17 protein-coding genes are annotated in these 17,467 nt (G+C 74.3%); 8 read left to right on the forward strand and 9 right to left on the reverse strand.

Going from position 1 to position 17,467, the window contains the following annotated elements:
- The first annotated feature begins 280 nt into the window (after nucleotides 1-280).
- Entirely contained in the window at nucleotides 281-2,008 is a 1,728-nt protein-coding gene (gene polX, locus AB0P06_RS20125; protein ID WP_363609086.1) for a DNA polymerase/3'-5' exonuclease PolX, read from the forward strand.
- Between the two features lie 329 nt (nucleotides 2,009-2,337).
- Here polX and AB0P06_RS20130 read toward each other — a convergent pair whose 3' ends face one another.
- From AB0P06_RS20130 to AB0P06_RS20140, 3 genes are all read right to left on the reverse strand, one after another.
- Nucleotides 2,338-3,033, reverse strand: a complete 696-nt coding sequence (locus AB0P06_RS20130) for a response regulator transcription factor (protein ID WP_363609088.1) — start codon at nucleotides 3,031-3,033, stop codon at nucleotides 2,338-2,340.
- A 110-nt stretch (nucleotides 3,034-3,143) separates the two neighbouring features.
- Nucleotides 3,144-3,590: a hypothetical protein gene (locus AB0P06_RS20135; RefSeq protein WP_363609090.1), complete on the reverse strand. Its 447-nt coding sequence runs from the start codon at nucleotides 3,588-3,590 to the stop codon at nucleotides 3,144-3,146.
- 130 nt (nucleotides 3,591-3,720) lie between these two features.
- Nucleotides 3,721-4,941: a histidine kinase gene (locus AB0P06_RS20140; protein WP_363609091.1), complete on the reverse strand. Its 1,221-nt coding sequence runs from the start codon at nucleotides 4,939-4,941 to the stop codon at nucleotides 3,721-3,723.
- 211 nt (nucleotides 4,942-5,152) lie between these two features.
- Here AB0P06_RS20140 and AB0P06_RS20145 point away from each other — a divergent pair, with 211 nt between their 5' ends.
- Genes AB0P06_RS20145 through AB0P06_RS20155 form a run of 3 tightly spaced genes read left to right on the forward strand, consistent with a single transcriptional unit; the run spans nucleotide 5,153 to nucleotide 6,204 of the window.
- The gene (locus tag AB0P06_RS20145; protein ID WP_363609093.1) at nucleotides 5,153-5,305 is read left to right on the forward strand and encodes a hypothetical protein; all 153 of its coding nucleotides are present in this window, start codon (nucleotides 5,153-5,155) and stop codon (nucleotides 5,303-5,305) included.
- A 30-nt stretch (nucleotides 5,306-5,335) separates the two neighbouring features.
- Nucleotides 5,336-5,476, forward strand: coding sequence for a hypothetical protein (locus tag AB0P06_RS20150; RefSeq protein WP_363609095.1), 141 nt, complete (start codon nucleotides 5,336-5,338; stop codon nucleotides 5,474-5,476).
- Nucleotides 5,473-6,204 (forward strand): (2Fe-2S)-binding protein, encoded by a 732-nt coding sequence (locus AB0P06_RS20155; RefSeq protein ID WP_363609096.1) that lies wholly within the window; start codon nucleotides 5,473-5,475, stop codon nucleotides 6,202-6,204. The genes AB0P06_RS20150 and AB0P06_RS20155 overlap by 4 nt, the downstream gene beginning before the upstream one ends.
- A gap of 109 nt (nucleotides 6,205-6,313) precedes the next feature.
- Here AB0P06_RS20155 and AB0P06_RS20160 read toward each other — a convergent pair whose 3' ends face one another.
- The 4 genes from AB0P06_RS20160 to AB0P06_RS20175 form a co-directional block, all read right to left on the reverse strand.
- Nucleotides 6,314-7,894: an alpha-amylase family glycosyl hydrolase gene (locus AB0P06_RS20160; protein ID WP_363609098.1), complete on the reverse strand. Its 1,581-nt coding sequence runs from the start codon at nucleotides 7,892-7,894 to the stop codon at nucleotides 6,314-6,316.
- Nucleotides 7,895-7,972: 78 nt separating this feature from the next.
- Nucleotides 7,973-8,668 (reverse strand): bifunctional 4-hydroxy-2-oxoglutarate aldolase/2-dehydro-3-deoxy-phosphogluconate aldolase, encoded by a 696-nt coding sequence (locus AB0P06_RS20165; RefSeq protein ID WP_363609100.1) that lies wholly within the window; start codon nucleotides 8,666-8,668, stop codon nucleotides 7,973-7,975.
- Entirely contained in the window at nucleotides 8,665-10,287 is a 1,623-nt protein-coding gene (locus AB0P06_RS20170; RefSeq protein ID WP_363609102.1) for a D-aminoacylase, read from the reverse strand. Before AB0P06_RS20170 ends, AB0P06_RS20165 begins: the two co-directional genes overlap by 4 nt.
- Entirely contained in the window at nucleotides 10,287-11,588 is a 1,302-nt protein-coding gene (locus tag AB0P06_RS20175) for an alanine racemase (RefSeq protein WP_363609104.1), read from the reverse strand. Before AB0P06_RS20175 ends, AB0P06_RS20170 begins: the two co-directional genes overlap by 1 nt.
- 129 nt (nucleotides 11,589-11,717) lie before the next feature.
- Between AB0P06_RS20175 and AB0P06_RS20180 the strand changes: the two genes are divergently transcribed.
- From AB0P06_RS20180 to AB0P06_RS20190, 3 genes are read left to right on the forward strand one after another with little or no spacing between them, the layout of a single operon-like run.
- Nucleotides 11,718-12,854 carry a sugar kinase gene (locus AB0P06_RS20180; RefSeq protein ID WP_363609106.1) on the forward strand — a complete coding sequence of 379 codons (1,137 nt, stop codon included), beginning with the start codon at nucleotides 11,718-11,720 and terminating at the stop codon, nucleotides 12,852-12,854.
- The gene (locus AB0P06_RS20185) at nucleotides 12,851-13,621 is read left to right on the forward strand and encodes an IclR family transcriptional regulator (protein WP_363609108.1); all 771 of its coding nucleotides are present in this window, start codon (nucleotides 12,851-12,853) and stop codon (nucleotides 13,619-13,621) included. The genes AB0P06_RS20180 and AB0P06_RS20185 overlap by 4 nt, the downstream gene beginning before the upstream one ends.
- 29 nt (nucleotides 13,622-13,650) lie before the next feature.
- Nucleotides 13,651-14,076 carry a RidA family protein gene (locus AB0P06_RS20190; RefSeq protein ID WP_363609110.1) on the forward strand — a complete coding sequence of 142 codons (426 nt, stop codon included), beginning with the start codon at nucleotides 13,651-13,653 and terminating at the stop codon, nucleotides 14,074-14,076.
- Between the two features lie 73 nt (nucleotides 14,077-14,149).
- Here AB0P06_RS20190 and AB0P06_RS20195 read toward each other — a convergent pair whose 3' ends face one another.
- Nucleotides 14,150-15,361, reverse strand: a complete 1,212-nt coding sequence (locus AB0P06_RS20195) for an MFS transporter (RefSeq protein ID WP_363609112.1) — start codon at nucleotides 15,359-15,361, stop codon at nucleotides 14,150-14,152.
- A 169-nt stretch (nucleotides 15,362-15,530) separates the two neighbouring features.
- Between AB0P06_RS20195 and AB0P06_RS20200 the strand changes: the two genes are divergently transcribed.
- Nucleotides 15,531-16,262 (forward strand): DUF2470 domain-containing protein, encoded by a 732-nt coding sequence (locus AB0P06_RS20200; protein ID WP_363609114.1) that lies wholly within the window; start codon nucleotides 15,531-15,533, stop codon nucleotides 16,260-16,262.
- A 236-nt stretch (nucleotides 16,263-16,498) separates the two neighbouring features.
- On the opposite strand, the gene AB0P06_RS20205 is transcribed toward AB0P06_RS20200, so the two are convergent.
- Nucleotides 16,499-17,467 (reverse strand): LysM peptidoglycan-binding domain-containing M23 family metallopeptidase, encoded by a 969-nt coding sequence (locus AB0P06_RS20205; RefSeq protein ID WP_363609116.1) that lies wholly within the window; start codon nucleotides 17,465-17,467, stop codon nucleotides 16,499-16,501.

Below are 17,467 nucleotides of genomic sequence, written 5' to 3' on the forward strand. Positions count from 1 at the left end.
AGGTGCGCGGCGGGCCGGAACAGGCCGCCTCACCGGCCCTTCCGCCAAGCCTGCGCCCGCACCGGACGGGTGACAATCCGGCTCCAGGGCGCGAACCAACCACCGCACCCCGCCGAACGGCTGGACCCGTACCCCCCGAGCGGCGGGGCGCGCCCACCCTCCGGCGGAGCGCACCCGACAACACCAGAGCCCCGGCGCACCGGAACACCCCCGCGCCCCCGACCTCCCCGACCGATCGGCCCACCCGGCCCGATCACCCCGCCCGCCCTAAACTGGCCCTGTGCCCCGGCTCAACGACCAGGTCCAGGAGCTGCTCCGGGAGTACGCCGACCTGATCTCGATCACCGGCGGGGACGCCTTCCGGGCCCGCGCCTACGAGAAGGCCGCCCGCGCGGTCGGCGGATTCCCGGAGGACGTCGCCGGGCTGGACACCAAGGGGCTCCAGCAGATCCCCGGCGTCGGCAAGTCCACCGCCGAAAAGATCGCCGAGTACCTCGCGACCGGCCGGATGGAGTCCCTGGAGAAGCTGCGGGCCATGATCCCGGCCGGCGTCCGCGAGGTGATGGCCGTCCCCAGCGTCGGTCCCAAACGCGCGCTCGCCCTCTACCGCGACCTCGACATCGCCTCCGTCGACCAGCTCGCCGAGGCGATCCGCGCCGAACGGCTGCGCGAGGTGCCCGGGTTCGGCGCGCGCAGCGGCGAGAAGATTCTGCACGGCATCGAACTGCTGCGGCAGTCCGGCGGGCGGACGCTGCTCGACGCGGCCACCGAGCAGGCCGAGCAGATCGTCGCGGCGATCGCGGCCGTGCCGGGCTGCACCCGCTGCGCCTACGCGGGTTCGCTGCGCCGGATGCGCGAGACCGTCGGCGACATCGACGTGCTCGCCACCGCCGAGGACTCCGCACCGCTGATGGCCGCGCTCGCCGGACTCCCGTACGTGGCCGAGGTGATCGCGCAGGGCCCGACCAAGACCTCGGTGCGCACCGCCAAGGGCCTCCAGGTCGACCTCCGGGTGGTGCCGGAGGAGGACTGGGGCGCGGCGCTGGTGTACTTCACCGGCTCCAAGGCGCACAACATCAAGCTGCGCACCATGGCCGTCCGGGCCGGGCTGAAGCTCTCCGAGTACGGGCTGTTCGGCGCCGAGAGCGGGAAGAAGGTGGTCTCGGCGACCGAGGAGGAGGTGTACGCGGCGCTCGGTCTGCCCTGGATCGCACCGCCGCTGCGCGAGGACCGCGGCGAGATCGAGGCGGCCCTGCGCGGCGACCTGCCGGACCTGGTCACCCAACGCGACCTCCGCGGCGACCTGCACACCCACACCGATCTCACCGACGGCCTGGCCACCCTGGAGGAGATGATCGACACGGCGGCCGCCCGCGGCTACGCCTACTACGCGGTCACCGACCATGCGCCGGACCTGGTCATGCAGCGGATGACGGACGAGAAGATGCTCGCCCAGCGCGAGCGGCTGCGCGAACTGGCCGGCCGGCACCGGCGAATGCGCCTGCTGCACGGCACGGAGCTGAACATCGGCCCCGACGGGGGTGTGGACTGGCCCGCCGAGTTCCTGGCCGGGTTCGATGTGTGCGTGGCCTCGGTGCACTCGCACTTCGGCGCCGACCGGGCCGCCCAGACCCGCCGCCTGATCCGCGCCTGCGAGAACCCCTACGTGCACGTCATCGGCCATCTCACCACGCGGCGGATCGGCCGGCGCGGGCCGATCGACGTCGATCTGGACGCCGTCTTCGAGGCGGCCGCCCGGACCGGCACCGCGATCGAGATCAACAGTTCGCCGCAGCGGCTCGACCTGCGGGACGAGGACGTGCTGCGGGCGAAACGGCACGGGGTGCGGTTCTCGATCGACAGCGACGCCCACTCCACCCCGCAACTGGCCTACCCGGTGTACGGGATCGGCACCGCCCAACGGGCCTGGCTGACCGCCGAGGACGTGATCAACACCTGGCCCTGGCAGCGGCTGAAGCGGTTCCTGCGCAAGGACGCGCTGCGGTGATGACCGCCCCGGGGCCACGCCTCGCGCCACCGGTCCGGAATATTCCCGAATTGCCCGGTTCCGGACCCGGAAACCCCTGGTGCCTGGGCCGTAAGAGGCGCATGATGGTAGTGAACCTGCGAGGTAACAGTGGGAGTTTGACCGCAGGAGGCAGTGGCGACAGATCGAGACGGATCAAGGTCTGCCGCTGGTACCTCGGTCGACGATCGAACTAACAGGCCGGAGGACGTAGTCCGGAGGCCACCCCGGCCTCGCAGGTTCACCGGTGCCCGGAACACCGCAGGCCGACGCCGGACACCCCCGGGGCGTCCCGGGGCCTCCGGGACGGTTCAGGGTGCGCGGCCCCCGGCGGCCGGCACCGGGTACCCCATCTCCCAGGCGTGCACGGCGATGCCGACCCGGTTCGGCACGTCGAGCTTGCGCTGGATGCTGGCGACATGCGTCTTGACCGTGCCCGGTGAGATGAACAGCTCGGCGGCGATGTCCGCGTTGGTCCGGCCCGCCGCCACCTGTCCGGCGATCTCCACCTCCCGCTCGGTGAGCGGCACCACCGGTCCGGGCCGCCGCTCGGCACGCCGGGGCGCGGTGACGTGTTCCAGCAGGCGGACGGTGACGGACGGGCTGATCAGACTCTCGCCGCCCGCCGCCGCCCGGACCGCCTCGGCCAGCAACGCCGGGCCGGAACGCTTCAGCAGAAAACCCGACGCGCCGTACCGCAGGGCCGGATAGACGTACTCGTCGAGGTCGAAGGTGGTCAGCACGACCACCCTGACCGGGGTGACGGCACCCGGTCCGGCCAGCCTGCGGGTCAGTTCCAGGCCGTCCATCCGGGGCATCCGGATGTCGACCAGAGCGACGTCGGGGCGCAGCTGCCCGGCGAGTTCGAGCGCGGCGGCGCCGTCGGCGGCCTCACCGACCACCTCGATGTCGGGCTGGGCGTCCAGAATCCGCCGCACGCTCCGGCGGACCGCCTCCTGGTCGTCCGCGATCAACGTGCGGATGGGCTGCGGGTTCGGGCTCGTCACGCCGAGCAGTCTCGCACGCCGACGGCCCCGGCCACACCGGGCCGCGTCGGCACCACGCCCCCGGGCGCACCACCACCCCACCCGGACACCGGAGGCAAGGACGGCCGGTGTCAGGAGGCGTTGCCCCCGAGGTCGGTCGCCCGGCCGTCACGCAGAACGGTCAGACCGCGCGGCACCTCCACCCGGAACCTCACATCGCAGTTGGCGATGCCGTTGCAGCCGGCCCTGAGGTCGAGGGCATCACCGTCCAGGCTCCAACTGGCTTCCTTGGAACCGATGACCCGCGCTTCGAACCAGCGGATCACCCTGACATCCTGACGGTCCGTCGCGACCAGGTCGGTGGGGAGGCCGTGGGCACGCACGTCGAGGGTGGTTCCGCCGTAGCTGAAGACCTTCTCCTCAGGGGTGGCGTCCTTCGCCGTCGCGCAGCCGGTGACGGCGGCCGACGAGACGAAGGCGGCCAGGACCAGGGCCAGAACGGTGGCGGGCGCCCGCCCGGAAGACGCCCGGGCAGACATTCGGGGAAACGCCCGGCGGACGGACGGGGTACTGGTCATGAGGTGGATCCTCCGGCAGGAGCGGGTCGGTGACGACTACGAGCCTCGCCGCTGCGCCCGCCGCTGCCATCTGCCGTTCGGCAGATACCCGGCACCCGGCCGACCGCGCGCCCCGCCCGGGCCGGGCCGCCTACCGCACCGGCAGCACACAGACGGTCCGCCAGCCGGACGGCCGGTACGGGCCCGCCTCCAGGGTGCCGCCGTGCGCCGCGGCGCGTTCGGCCAGGCCCGCCAGCCCGGTGCCGCCGCCCACGCGACGGCGCAGCAGGCCCTTCGGGCCGCGCGCCGCCCCGCCGTCGTTCGTCACCGACACCTCGACCGCCCGGCCGGGACCGGCCGTCACCCGGACGGCCACCTCGGTGGCGCCCGGCGCGTGCCGCCGCACATTGGTCAGCGACTCCAGGACGACGGCGTACACGGTGGCCTCGGCCTCGGCGGAGAGCACTCCGGTGGCATCCGGCGCCAGCTCGACGGTGGCGCGGACCTCGGCACCGGCGGGGCCGGTCGTGGTGAAGCGGCCGACCAGCTCCGGAAGATCGGCCAGCCCGCGGATCCGGGTGGCACCGGACGTCCGGCCGGCCGCCGCCGCGTCGGACTGCGGGTCGCGCAGGGCGCCCACCATCTCGTCCATCGAGTCCAGCGCCCGCAGTCCGGCCTCCTCCAGGCGGCGCAGCAGTGCGGCCGTCTCCTCCCGGTCCTGGCCGGGCAGCTGGCCGGCCTGTGCCTCCAGGACGATGCCGGTGATCTCGTGGGCGACGAAGTCGTGCAGTCCCCGGGCCACTTCGAGCCGCTGCTCGCGGCGGGCGCGAGCCACCGCGCGCTCCCGGCGGGTGTCCAGCACGCGCAGGTAGAGGCCCGCCCCGGCGACGCCGACGGCCGGGAGGAGCGAGAGCAGGAGGGCAACCAGCGAGTCCTGCCATCCACCGTGCGGGGTCCGCAGGGTGAAGCGCAGCGGCACCAGGAGCGTCGCCAGGCCGACCAGGACCGCCACCGCGCCCACCCATCGGCCCGGCACCCGGCGTATCGCCCGGCCGAGCAGCACCAGAAGGGCGAGCCACTCGAAGGGCAGCCAGAACGCGGGGAGCCGGTAGAGGCCCGAGTAGCCCGCGTCGAGTGCCAGCGAGGCGGCGGCCACGACGACGGCGGCCGCCCCGAGCGTCACCCTCCGGGCCGGCCACCGGACCGTCGCCACCAGCACCGTGAGCGCGGCCATGGCGGCGACGAGCAGGGCCGCCGCGCGGTCACCCGGGCGGGCCGGCACCACCGGGGCCAGCAGCACCAGGACGGCGCCGGCGGCCAGCAACCGGCGAACCGGGGCGACGAAGGCCGGGGGCGGAGGGTCGGTACGCATGCGCCCGAGCCTACGGGGCCGGTCCCGGCGGTACGGCGGCACGGTCCTCCCGGGGGAGGGCGGAATCTTACCCGGGCGGAGCGATCCCGCTCCCGTGCGGCAGAACTGACGGACCGCAGGACACCGGAGCGGATCCGGCCGCAGCCGGGACGCCGTCGCCACGGGCGTGATCACCCGGGGCGAGGCACCGTGGTTCCCCGGTCGCCGGCTCGTGGGCTCCAAGGTCTCGATCACCGTCCAGGACAACGGCCGCGCCGACCGGCTCGGCCGGCTCCGGGGAGCGTTCGGTCGGCCCGTCCCGGACTGCCGGGGCGCGGTAGCGTTCATCCGCACCAGCAGTGGCAACTTCACCGTGCGGGGCTGACGCCCCGGACCATCCCCGGAGGACGGCCCGATGATCGACGACCGCGCGACTCCCGCCGTCCCCGCCGCCCAGGACCGGGCCGCCCACCTGGTCACCGTCGGCCCGCCCGGACACGTCACCCGCTCCGCGCCGCCCGCCGTGTTCACCGGCCCGACGGGCGCCGGCCGGTGACCCCCGTGCTGGACTACCGGCAACTGGCCGCCGTCGGACCGTACTTCGCCCTGGACGTCGCCACCGCCCCCGGGGAGGGCCCGCCCCCGGGCTTCCGGCCGCTGCGCGAGCTGTACGCCGGCGGACCGGACTCGTTGCTGGCGGGGCGGGTGCGCGTGGTGGCACAGCGACTGGGCACCGCCGAGCCCCGGGTGGCGGCGTCGATCCTGCACCTCGGGCTGGCCGCCCGGTTCTGGTCGGTCGGCCTCGGCTCGGCCCTCCTGCTGGGCGTGGTGCCCGACCTGGACCCGGACCGCGCCCGTGTCCGGGTGCCCGACCAGGGGCCGATCGATCTCTGGACGCCGTACGCACCCGCGCCGTCCGGACGTGAACCGCTCACCGAGCGGCTCCACCAGTCCGTCGTCCAGGGCCAGTTGACGCCACTGGGAGCGGCCGTCCGGACGGTGGCGCCGATCGCCGGCCGGCTGCTCTGGGGCAACGCCGCGTCCGCGCTGGCGGGCGCGCTGCGGATGCTGGACGCCCACGGGGCACCCGGCCACGGCCGTGCCCTCGTCGCGGAGTTGCTGGACCGCCCGCCGCTGGCCGGCACCGGTGTGCTGCGCGCCCTCGGACCGCGCGGCACCGCGTTCCGCCGGAACAGTTGCTGCCTGTACTACCGCGTCGGCCCGGGCGCCGGGGTCTGCGGCGACTGCTGCTTCACCCGCCCGCCTGAGCCCCGGGCCGGGTAGCGGCCCGCCCCTGACCGGCGGCCCCCGCCCGGGCGAGCACACTGCCGCGGCCCGCGCCCCTCGTACAGGGCCGCGCCGGCCATCAGCGTGCCGCCCGCGGGGCCCCCGGTCAGACCAGCTCGAACACCCCGTAGGAGAAGCCCTCGGCCCGCAGCTCCCCGTCCACCATCCGCACCCCTTGGACGTCCAGCGGCCGGAGCGCGCCCGGCCCGAACCGCACCGCCCCCGGCTCGCGCCTCGGATTGACGGCCACCAGGTACCGCCCGGCCCGGGTGTACACCAGCGGGTAGCCGGCATGCCGCACCTCGACCGTGCCGCCGGCGCCGAGGCCGGGGTGGGCGCGGCGCAGCGAGATCAGCCGGCGGACGGTGTGCAGCAGGGAGGTCGGATCGGCCCGCTGGGTGGCGACGTCGGGGCGGTGCGGGTCGGGGTCGACGGGCAGGTAGAGCCGCTCGGGCGGCGCCGTGGAGAAGCCCGCGTTCGGGCCCGGTTCCCACTGCATCGGGGTGCGCGAGCCGGCCCGGTTGTAGTGGGGCCCGAGCACACTGCCCTCGACGTCCGGGAGCCCGGGCAGGTACCGCATGCCGATCTCGTCGCCGTAGTAGACGGCGGGCAGGGTGGGCCAGGTGAGCTGGAAGGCGAAGGCGGGGGCGAGTTGCTCGGCGGTGCGCGGGCCGGTGGCGAGCCGGGAGAAGTCGTGGTTGGCGGTGGGCAGGGCGATATGGCCCGTGCCCTCGGTGAGTTCGGCGGCGGAGCGCCAGGCGTCCAGGAAGGTCTGCGGGGTGCCACGGCCCTCGGCCTCGAAGTAGCAGGGGCCCTGTGTCCAGCGCTCCTCGGCGGTGCCGGCGCCGTTGTTCCACAGCGAGCGCAGCGGCAGACCCCGGTCGGGGCCGCCGAACTGGAGGAAGAAGTCGGCGTGGAACCCGGCCGCGACGGCGACGGCCGGGTCGCCCCACTCGGCGAACAGCGCGGCCCCCGGGTGGGCGCGGTCGAGCCAGTCGCGCAGTTCGGTCCAGAGCTTGGCGGTCTCGACGAAGCCGGGGTCGTCCTTGACCAGGGAGGAGGCCATGTCCACCCGGAAGCCGGCCAGGCCGAGGCCGAGCCAGTGCGCCATGATCTCCCGCAGGGCGGCGCGGTTGGCGCGCGGCCCGTCGGCGTCCACCGGCTGGCGCCAGGGCTGGTCGGAACGGCTGTGCGCGTAACCGAAGTTGAGCGCGGGCTGACAGTCGAAGAAGTTCGGCCGGTACCAACCGGGCCGACGGCCGGGCGAGGCGACGAAGCCGTCCACCGGGCGGTCGGACCAGATGTAGCGGTGGTCACCCGGGTCCTCGGCGGCGGCCAGGAACCACGGGTGCCGGTCCGAAGTGTGGCCGGCGACCAGGTCGAGCAGGACGCGGATGCCCTTGCGGCGGGCGGCCTCGACCAGCGCGACCAGGTCGTCCGTGGTGCCGTAGCGGGGCGCCGGGGCGAGGTAGTCGCTGATGTCGTACCCGGCGTCACGGAACGGCGAGGCGAAGCAGGGGTTGAGCCAGACGGTGTCGACGCCGAGCCAGGCGAGGTGGTCGAGGTGCCCGGTGATGCCCGCGAAGTCGCCGATGCCGTCGCCGTCGGAGTCGGCGAAGGTCTGCGGGTAGATCTGGTAGAGGACGGCGTCGGCCAGCCAGTCGGGGCCGGGTCGGGTCGAGGTCATGGGGGTGGATCCTCCTGCCGGGTGCCGGGGGCCGGGCTAACGATTGTCGTCCGATCCCGGCCGTCCCGACAGTCCGCGTCAGGCGGCTCGTGTCGCACACGCCTCCGTGAACGCCTTGGCCCGGCGGGTGATCTCGGCCCAGTCCCCGGCCGCGACGACGGCCGGCGGCACGACGTCGGTGCCGGCGCAGACCGCGAGCGCGCCGTGCGCGAGGAAGTCCGCCGCGTTGCCCGCGTTGACGCCGCCGGAGGCGACCAGCGGCACGTCCGGGTAGGGGCCGTGCAGGTCCTTGAAGTAGCCGGGGCCGAAGGCCCTGGCCGGGAAGATCTTGACGGCGGCGGCCCCGAGGTCGACGGCCTGGGCGACCTCGGTAGGGGTGAGCGCGCCGAGCACGACCGGCACCCCGGCGGTATGTGCGGCCTGCGCCACCTCGGGCCGGCAGCCGGGGGTGACCAGGAAGGACGCGCCGGCCTCGACGCCGCGCTCGGCCTGCTCGGCGGTGAGCACGGTACCGACCCCGACCCGCCAGCCCTCGGCCGAGGCCCGGCGCAGATGGTCCGTCACATCCGGTGTGGTGTAGGTGAATTCGGCCCAGGTGATGCCGCCCTCGGCGAGCGCGGCGCAGAGTGCGGCGGCGTCCGGTATCCGGGGGGCGCGGACGACGGCGATCACCGGCTCGGCGGCCAGCGCGGCCCGGGCGGTGGCGAGCACGGACTGCGCCGGAGCGGACCGCGCGGAAAGGGGCTGTGCGGGAAGGGGCTGTGCGGGGCTCATGCGGCTCGGGTCCCTCGGTCGGTTCGGCGCAGGGCGCGGCCCGGGCGGGCGCCCGTGGTGCGGCCCTGCTGGATGACGGCGGTGCCGTTGACGAAGACGTACTCGATGCCCGTGGCGGGCCGGCGGGGCTGGTCGAAGGTGGCGGCGTCCTGGACGTGTTCGGGGTCGAAGAGGACCAGGTCGGCGTGGTGGCCCGGGGCGATCAGGCCGCGCCGGTCCAGCCGGAGCCGGGCGGCGGGGCGGCCGGTCATCCGGGCGATCGTCTCCTCCAGCGTGAGGACGCCCAGCTCCCGGCTGTAGCGGGTGAGGTACCGGGGGAAGGTGCCCCAGGCGCGCGGGTGCGGCCGGGCGCCGACCAGCAGGCCGTCGCTGCCGACGGTGTGCGCGCGGTGGCGCATGATCGTCCGGACGTTCTCCTCGTGGCCGACGTGCTGGAGGATGGTGGTCGCCAACTCGTCCCGGCACAGCAGGTCGAGGAAGACCTCGGTACCGGACCGGCCCTGTTCGGCGGCGAGTTCGGCGACCGTCCGCCCGACCACCGCGGCCAGGCCGGGGGCGCGGACGCCGGAGATCTGGATGGTCTCCCAGTCGGTGACCACCCCGTGGCAGCCGTCGCTGCCCTTCTCCTCCACCTCGTACCGGATCCGCTCGCGGGCGTCCGCCTCGCCGAGCCGGGCCAGGGTGGCCTGCGGGCCGCCCTCGGTGGCCCAACCGGGCAGCAGGGCGGCCAGGGTGGTGGAGCCCGGCAGGTAGGGGTAGCTGTCCAGGGTGAGGTCCACGCCGTCGTCCAGCGCCCGGTCGACGAGGTCCAGCAGTTCACCGGCCCGCCCCTGGTTGACGCCGAAGTTCATGGTGGCGTGGGTCAGGTGCAGCGGGCAGCCGGAGCGGCGGGCGATCTCCACCATCTCGGCGTAGCCCTCCAGCGCCCCGGCCCCGTAGGAGCGCTGGTGCGGCGCGTGGAAGCCGCCGTGCGCCGCGACGACGGTGCACAGCTCGACCAGTTCGGCGGTGTCCGCGTACATCCCCGGGGTGTAGGTGAGGCCGCTGGAGAGGCCGACCGCGCCCTCGCGCAGCCCCTGGGCCAGGAGTTGGCGCATCAGGTCGAGTTCGGCCGCGCTCGGTGCCCGGTTCTCCCAGCCCATGGCGAGCATCCGCAGTGAGCCGTGCGGCACCAGGTAGCAGGCGTTGACGGCGACGCCGGTGCGGTCCAGCCGGTCCAGGTAGCCGCCGACGGTGCGCCAGTCCCAGTCGAAGCCCTCGGGGTCGCCGTTCCAGCCGGCGATCTGGCGGCGCAGCGCGGCGAGCGTGCCGTCGTCCACCGGCGCGTAGGACAGGCCGTCCTGGCCGAGCACTTCGCAGGTGACGCCCTGGGTGACCTTGGCGGGGTGCTCGGGTTCGAGCAGCAGGGCCAGGTCGGAGTGGGCGTGCATGTCGATGAAGCCGGGTGCCAGGACGAGCCCGTCGGCGTCCACCTCCCGGACGGCGCCGAGGCCGTGGCCGATCTCGGTGATCAGTCCGTGGCTGATCCGGACGTCCGCGCGGTACCGCTCGGCGCCGGTACCGTCCACGACCGTGGCACCCTTGAAGACGAGGGCCTGCCCTTCCGCCTGAGGCCTCATCAGAAATACGTCCGCACCAGGCCGGTGACCTTCGGCTCGGGGCTGTCCGCGTCGTCCAGCACCGGGATCATCGTCCACTTGTCGAAGGCGGTGCACGGATGCGAGACCCCGAGCCGCAGGACGGCACCGACGGGGGCGAGGTCGCCCGCGTCGCGCAGGAAGGCGTGCTGGTCGTTGAGCGCGGTGATCCGGGCGGCCGTCCCGGCCAGCCCGGGCCCGCCCCGGACGAGTTGCGGCTCCGGCAGGCCCTCGTCGAACGGCAGGTCGCGCTTGCCGGCGTCGAGCAGGGCCAGTTGCGGCTCGGGGCGGGAGACCACCCGCGCCCAGCCGTGCAGGGCGCTGCGGAACGGCGCCTGGCCGGCGCCCCGCCCGAGCGGCGAGATGCCCCGGTAGAAGCCGTCGTCGTGCGCCACGTACGCGCCCGAGCGCAGCACCACGAGGGCGTCCGGCAGCCCGGCCAGCTCCTCGACCACGAGGTCGAAGTAGGCGCTCCCGCCGGCCGACACGATCGGCTCGGCGCCGCTGGAGCAGGCGGTGGAGAGCCGCCCGTGCAGATCGGCGAGGGCCCGCAGATAGCCGCGGACGGTGGCCAGCCCCTCCTCGCTCGCGTCGTGGGCCAGCGCCCCCTCGTAGCCGCCGACGCCGGCCAGCCGCAGGGTGGGCGCGCGCAGTACCGCGGCGGCGATCTCGACGGCCTCCTCGACGCCGCGCGCTCCGGTGCGCCCGCCGGGGCCGCCGAGTTCGACCAGCACCTCGACCTGCCGTTCGGCGCCGGCCGCGCGCAGGGCCTCGTCCATCAGCCGGACGCTCTCGGCGGAGTCCACCCAGGAGACGAAGGCGAACGACGGGTCGGCGGTGAGCTCGGCCGCGAGCCAGCCCAGTCCGGCGGGGTCGAGCAGCGTGTTGGCGAGCAGGATCCGCTGGACGCCGAAGGCCCGGGCCACCCGCACCTGCGGCAGGTTGGCGAGGGTGATGCCGTGACTGCCTGCGGCGAGCTGCGCCTGCCAGAGCGCGGGCGCCATGGTCGTCTTGCCGTGCGGGACGAGGGCCACCCCCGCCTTGGCGCACCACTCGGCCATGGTCCGCACGTTGTGGTCGACCGCGGCGGCGTCCAGGGTGAGCAGCGGGGTGCCGAGGCCGGCGAGGGCGGGCCGGGTGGCGAGGTAGTCGCGGACGCTCAGCCCCCAGGCCTCGGGCGGCAGGGCCTTGAACCGCCAGTCGAGCACCTCGTCGGCAAGGGCCGCCACCTTGCCGGCGTCGATGCCCGGCCCGGTGCCGCTGCTTGCGAAGGTCTGTTCCACGGTCTTCCTCCATCGCCGATGTTGCAACATACGCAACGAGGGTTGCACATGCTGGCATCACGGTTCTAGCATCGGCGCCGGACGAAGGTCAACGGAACGGTCAGCCGCAGGACACGAGGAGCCCAGCAGATGCCACGACAGGACCAGGCCGTGAGCTCGGGCACCCCGCCGCGCCGCACCCCGGCGGTGGAGGCGGTGTGCGTGGGCGAGTCGATGGCCGTCCTGCTGCCCGACCGGCCGGGCCCGCTGGAGTCGGTGGAGAACTTCCACCTCTCGGTCGGCGGCGCGGAGTCCAACGTGGCGGGCGCCCTGGCGGCGCTCGGTGTGCCGAGCGCCTGGATCAGCCGGGTCGGCGACGACGGCTTCGGCCGCCGCCTGACCGGCGAGGTCGCCGCACGCGGGGTGGACGTGTCCGCGGTCGCCGTCGACCCGCACCGCCCGACCGGCCTCTACCTCAAGGAGGTGGGCGGCAGCACCGGCCGCCGCCACGACCTCGGGCCCGGCCGCAGCCGGCTGCACTACCACCGCCGCGGCTCCGCGGCGTCCGCGCTCTCCCCCGCCGTGCTGGACGATCCGGCCGCCGCCCGGCTGCTGGCCGGCGCCCGGCTGCTGCACCTGTCCGGCATCACCGCCGCCCTCTCCGACGACTGTCTGGAGCTGCTCCGCGCCCTGCTGGCCGACCGCCGCCCGGGCCGTCTGGTCAGCTTCGACCTGAACTGGCGCCCGGCCCTGTGGCGCGAGCGCGACCCGGCCGTCCTACCGCCCCTGCTGGACGCGGCCGACGTGCTGCTGCTCGGCTCCGACGAGGCGGAGGCCGCCTTCGGCACCGGCGACCCGGACGCGCTGCGCCGCCTCTTCCCCTCCCCCGCCACCGTGGTGGTCAAGGACGCCGCCCGAATGGTCACGGCCCTGCACCGGGACGGCACCGCCGTCACCGAGCCGGCCCTCGCCGTCGAGGTGGTCGAGGCCACCGGAGCGGGCGACGCCTTCGCGGCCGGCTATCTGGCCGCCACCGTGCGCGGCCTGGACCAGCGCAGCCGGCTGCGGCTCGGCCACCTCAGCGCGGCCTGCGCGCTCACCGCCCACGGCGACCAGGCCGAGCTGCCGCCCGAGCCGGTGGTCACCGCCCTGCTGACCGCCTCCCCGGGGGACTGGGCCGCGACCCGGGTCTCGGCGGATGGCATCGTGTCCCCGGTACTGCCCGTGGCCGGGGGCGGTGCCCCCGACCCTCGACCGGCCGCGTCCCCGGCCCTTGGAGCACGATGAGCCAGACCGTCACCCGCGCCCTGCGCATCCTCGCCGAGCTCGGTGAGGGCGAGCGCTCCCTCGACCAGCTGGCCGAGGTGCTCGGCGTGCACAAGACCACGGTGCTGCGGCTGCTCCAGAGCCTCGAAGAGGAACGTTTCGTCTACCGGGACCCGGCCTACCGCTACCACCTGGGCGCCGGACTCTTCGCCCTCTCCGGCCTCGCCCTGGAACAGCGCGGGATCCGCCGGATCGCCGCGCCGCACCTGGCCGGGCTGAACGCGGCCACCGGTCAGACCGTCCACCTGGCCGCGTACGAGGGCGGCGAGGTGGTCTACATCGACAAGTACGACTCCCGCCACCCGGTGCGGATGTACTCCCGGATCGGTCTGCGCGCCGCCCTGCACAGCGCCGCCGTCTCCAAAGTGCTGCTCGCCGACCTGCCGGTGCCCGAGCGCCGCCGGGTGGTGGCCGGGATCGACTTCATCCCGCACACCGCGCACACCCTGGCCACCCCCGAGGCCCTGCTCGCCGAGCTGGAGAAGGTCTCCGCCCAGGGCTGGGCGCAGGACCACGCCGAGCACGAGGCCTTCATCAACTGCGTGGCCGCGCCGATCCGGGACGCCAGCGGCCGGGTGGTCGCCGCCGCGTCGATCTCCGTCCCGGACGTCGTGCTCCCCTACGAGCAGGTGCTCGAACTGCTGCCGCAGCTGCTCGCCACCACCCGCGCCGTCTCCGCCGACTGCGGCCAGCCGCCGCACGCCGGGCCGGCCGCCCCGACCGCCTGACCCACCATCACCAACCGAGGAAGCACCGCATGAGCGACCAGCAGCCCGTCAACGGCAAGACCGAGATCCGCACCGACGGCGCCCCCGCCCCGGCCTGGATGTTCTCCCAGGGCGTCCGCAAGGGCCCGATCCTGCAGGTCTCCGGCCAGGGCCCGCAGGACCCGGCCACCGGCGAGTACCTGTACCACGGCGACGTCAAGGCGCAGACCCGGCGGACGCTGGAGAACGTCAAGGCCATCGTCGAGGCCGGCGGCGCCACCATCGAGGACGTGGTGATGTTCCGCGTCTACCTGACCAAGCGCGCCGACTTCCCGCTGATGAACGAGGTCTACGCCGAGTTCATCGACGAGAACGTCAAGGCCGGCGGGGTGAAGCCCTGCCGCACCACGATCTTCGTCGAGCTGCCGCAGGAGCCGATGCTGGTCGAGATCGACGCGCAGGCCGTGATCGGCTGAGCCGCCCGAGGCGGTACGCGCCGGAGCCCGGACGACCAGTCGGCCGTCCGGGCCCCGGCGCTTTCGTCCGCCGTCACCGGCCGGCGGTGACGGCCTGCTCGGCGGCCGCGCCGCGCGCCACCACCCGGGCGGCGCCCTTGGCCTCGCGCCGCTCCAGGGTGCCGGAGAGCAGGGCGACGCCCAGCGCGGCGACGGTGAGCAGCCCGCCGACCCAGTTCGGCGCGTCGTAGCCGAGCCCGGCGGAGATGACCAGCCCGCCGAGCCAGGCGGAGAGCGCGTTGCCCAGGTTGAACGCGGCGATGTTGGCGGCCGAGGCCAGCGTGGGCGCACCGGCGGCCTGGTCCATCACCCGCTTCTGCAGCGGCGCGACGGTGGCGAAGCCGAACAGGCCGATCAGCGGGATGGTGATGATCGCGCCGGCCTTGCTGTGCGAGGCGAAGGTGAAGGCGAACAGCAGCACCGCCAGCACCGCCAGGATCACGTACAGGCTGCGCATCAGCGCGCGGTCGGCGAACCAGCCGCCGAGCAGGTTGCCGACGAACAGCCCGATGCCGAACAGGAAGAGCAGCCAGGTGACGCTGGTGTCGGCGAAGCCCGCCATCTCGGTCATCATCGGCGTGATGTAGGTGAACATCGCGAAGATGCCACCCCAGCCGAACACCGTCATGGTCAGCGCGAGCCAGATCTGCGGCCGGCGGAAGACCGCCAGCTCCGGGCCGAGCCGGGCCCCCTCGGCGCGCCGCTGGACGGGCACCAGCGCGGCGATGCCGGCGAACCCGATCACGCCGAGCGCCGCGACCACGTAGAAGGTGGACCGCCAGCCGAAGTGCTGGCCGAGCAGGGTGCCCATCGGCACGCCGAGGACGTTGGCGGCGGTGAGCCCGGTGAACATCAGGGCGATGGCGCCGGCCCGCTTCTGCGGGGCGACCAGATCGGCCGCGACCACCGAGCCGATCCCGAAGAACGCGCCGTGCGCGAAGGCCGCGAGGATCCGGCCGACCATCAGCAGGCCGAAGGCGGGCGCCACGGCGGAGACCAGGTTTCCGGCGATGAACAGGCCCATCAGCATCAGCAGCATCCCCTTGCGGGGGATCCGGGTGCCGAGGACGGTGAGCAGCGGTCCGCCCACCACGACGCCGAGCGCGTAGCCGGAGATGAGCAGGCCCGCGGTGGGGATGGACACCGAGAAGTCGCCGGCGACCTCGGGCAGCAGGCCCATGATCACGAACTCGGTGGTGCCGATGCCGAAGGCGCTGATCGCCAGCGCCAGGAGCGCGAGGGGCATGAGAGTCTGCTTTCCAAGACGATTGCATGTGCAACTACCAGCGCCGACAATACGTCTACCATCCAGATACTTGCAAGCGCCGGATATTGCCTAGGTGAACATACGCCACGCTTGCCAGTACCCCTCGGCACGATTAGGTTAGGCTCACCTAACTTACTGGAGGTCAGCCATGAGCCCCGTGGACACCACGGCACCCGAGGCGCCGGAGGCGCCCGAACCCACCGCCGCCGAACGGGTCTGCAGTCTGCTCACCGCCACCTCCTCCGTGGTGATCCGCGCCTGCGGCGAGCACCATGAGCTGGACACCCCGATCGCGGTACAGGGCTCCCGGCTGCGCCTCCACGCCCCCCTCGACGCGCCGCTCACCCTCGCCGCCACCCGCGCGCAGGACGGGCTCGCCGTCGTCCTGGACCTCACCGACATCGCCCCGGTCGCCGTCCGCGACCGCGTCCGCGGCCGGCTCTCCCTGGCCGGCCGGCTCCACCTGGCCCACCTCGCCGACGACGGGCTCGGCGTCCACCTGCGCCTGGACGTCGCACACGCCGTCCTCTCCACCCCGTACGGCACCACCGCGCTGACCGGCGCCGACCTCGCCCTCGCCGGGCCCGACCCGCTCGCCCGCTACGAGGCCGGCCTGCTCACCCACCTCGCCGACGACCACCCGGACGCGCTCGCCGTGCTCACCCGCCTGCTCGACCCGGACCTACTCACCGAGCGGCCCGGGATCCGCCCGCTGGCCCTCGACCGGTACGGCCTGGTGCTGCGCCTGGACCACCCGCACGGCCATCGCGACGTCCGTCTGGTCTTCCCCGAACCCGCCCGGGACGCGGACGAGTTCGGCCACCGGGTACACCAGCTGCTGACCGCCGCACACCGCGCGCTGCCCGCCCACCGGATCTGAACCAGGCCACCGGTCAACTGGGCTGACCAGACGTCAACTTCCCTTGGCGTCACGTAAAACGAAAACGGCCAGCCCGGCTCGCGAGAGGATTTCTCGCGAGCCGGGCCGGCCGACTGGGCGTGTCCCGCGCCCAGGGTGCCACTGTCGGTGCGGCGATCACCCGGTCGAGCGGTCACCCGACATGACCATCCCGAGTGGCCGTACGCCCCGCACCCAGCGGTGGTTCTGATGCCCGATCAGATGGCGACGCCGTGCGCCCGCAGGTAGGCGATCGGGTTGACGTCCGTGCCGTACCCCGCACCGGTGCGGATCTCGAAGTGCAGGTGCGGGCCGGTCACGTTGCCGGTCGCGCCCGAAAGGCCGATCTGCTGGCCGGCGGTGACGGTCTGGCCGATCCTGACGCCGATCGAGGACAGGTGCGCGTACTGGGCGTACTTGCCGTCGGCGAGCTTGATCTCGACCTCGTTGCCGTAGGCGCCGCCGTTGCCGGCCTTCACCACGGTGCCGCCCGCGACGGCGCGCAGCGGGGTGCCGGTGGAGACGACGAAGTCGGCGCCGGTGTGGTGGCCGGAGGACCACATCGAGCCGGCCACGCCGTAGGCGGTGCCGAGCTTCGGGCTGGCGACCGGGGAGACGTAGCTGGCGACGCCGGCCACGGTAACCGGGGCCGGGGTGGCGGGCTTGGCGACCTCGATCTTGGTCTGGACCGGGGTCTGCGGGGCGGGCTTGACCGGCTTGGCGGTCTGAACCGGCTTCGGCGCGGCGGCCGGAGCGGCCGGAGCAACCGGGGCGGCCAGCTTGGCGGCCTCGGCCGGAGCGGCGGCCTTGGCGCCGAGCGCGAGCTTCTGGCCCGGGAAGATCAGGTTCGGGTTGGCACCGACGACCGAGCGGTTCTGCTCGTACAGCGCCTGCCAGCCACCCTCGACCTGCTTGGCGTCGGCGATCTTCGACAGGGTGTCCCCGCCGACGACCTGGTAGCTCTGCTCGACCGGCGCGGCGGCCGGGGCGGCCTGCTGCGGGGCGGCGGCCGGGGCGGCGTCGGCGGTCGAGGAGTTGCTCTGCCGGGGCTTCGCGGCCGGCGCGGTGTGGGCCTGGGCGCTGATCGCGGTCACCAGCGGAAGGGCGAAAGCGGCGCCGGTGACGGCGGTGGCGATACCGATGCGGGCGGCGCGGGGCAGGGCGATACGACGAGCCTGTGCGGGCAT

The organism is Kitasatospora sp. NPDC088351, assembly GCF_040685575.1.
GTDB lineage: Bacteria > Actinomycetota > Actinomycetes > Streptomycetales > Streptomycetaceae > Kitasatospora.